The sequence below is a fragment of the Micromonospora sp. MH33 genome, assembly GCF_003013775.1.
GTDB classification, from domain to species: domain Bacteria; phylum Actinomycetota; class Actinomycetes; order Mycobacteriales; family Micromonosporaceae; genus Micromonospora; species Micromonospora fulviviridis.
The window spans coordinates 1-1368 of record NZ_MUYZ01000631.1 but is presented as its reverse complement, the minus strand read 5'-3'; the positions used below and the strand labels follow the sequence as shown (position 1 = coordinate 1368).

Sequence of the window (1368 nt, the reverse complement as noted above, 5' to 3'; positions counted from 1 at the left end):
CGGTCCAGCTCGAACCGGGCGGTGGCGGCGGTGTCCGCGACCCCGCCCGCGCCACCCGGCCGCACAGGCGGCGGCACCGCGCCGACCACGCCGAGGCCGGCGGCCACGGTGAGCAGGTTCCGGGCGCTCGTCTCGTCCCAGCCGTCGGTCTCCGGGTCGGGCAGCGCGGCCAGGCCGCCGGCGGTGTCGCGGGCCGCCTGCCAGGTCTCGTCGGCGTGCGCCTTGGTGTCCGTGTCCATCTGCGGCGGGACCGAGGGGTCGACGCCGAGGTCGGCGGCGACCGCGGGGCGGGACCGGCCGAACAGGTCGCGCAGCACGGTGACGGCGTGCAGGAACTCGGCCAGGCTGACGCGCTCCAGCGGCCAGCCGGGGTCCCGGTCGTAGTCCAGTTCGAGGGTCCAGTCGTCGCCGACCTCGGTGGGGCGCAGCGGGCCCCAGGCGTCCAGGGCGATCCGCCGGTCCAGCTCGGCGTCGTCCGGCCGGCCGGGGTGCGGCGGCGCGGCGAGCAGGTCCACCACCGGCGTCTGGATCCGGTCCAGGCTGGCCGGGCGCCAGACGGTGGCGGTGACCCCGTCCGGGGCGTGCCAGCGGTAGCGCCAGAACACCCGGAACGAGGGCGGCAGCAGCACGGCGGCGAGCGCGTCCACGGCGACCCCGGCGAGCCGCGGGTGGTGGCCGCGGGCGGCCGGCCAGTCCTGGCGGAGCCGGTCGAAGCGGCTGTCCACGTTGACCAGCAGCAGCACCCGGTGGGTGAGCGTCGCCCCGGTCGCCGGGGTCCGGGTGACGTGCAGCTCGGGCGGGTTGGTGGCCGCGCCGGAGGCGGCGTCCACGGCCGCCGCGGCCCGGTTCGCGTCGCCCAGGGCGAGCTGGTGCACGCTCTCGGCGAGCAGCGTGTCGGAGACCGCGTCGACCGCGTCGGCCAGGTCGGCGAGCACCTCCCGGACGGCGGCGCGCTCGCCGGCCGGCCGGGCGGCCAGCCAGCTGTCGAGCCCACCGGCGGTGTGCAGCCGGTGCAGCTCCAGACCGTCCACGGTGGCGGTCGACTCGACGGTGACCGAGACCCGGGTGCGGCCGTCGTCGGCCGGGTCGACCCTGTGCGCCCGGACCGGGGCGAGCCGGCGCAGCGCCGGCAGCAGCTGGTCCCACGGGCCGGCCGGGTGGTCGTGCAGGCCGCGCTCGAACCGGTAGCCGAGCAGCGCGCCGAGGCTCTGCCCCGCCCGGACGCCGTCGAGGAGCTGCTCGGCGAGGCGGACCCGGCGGGAGGAGAGCTCCACCTTGAGGGCCGGGTCGCCGCCGTGGCTGCGGGACGCGCTGCGCAGCACCGCGGCGGTCACCGCCTGCGCCGGGGAGGGCGCGTGCACATGGCCG

The 1368-nt window shown here is 78.9% G+C and carries 1 protein-coding gene; it reads right to left on the bottom strand.

Annotation, left to right across the window (positions count from 1 at the left end; all coding sequences use genetic code 11):
* Positions 1-1368 (bottom strand): hypothetical protein (locus B0E53_RS38320; RefSeq protein WP_210406372.1); only part of this gene is annotated, 1368 nt, incomplete at both ends.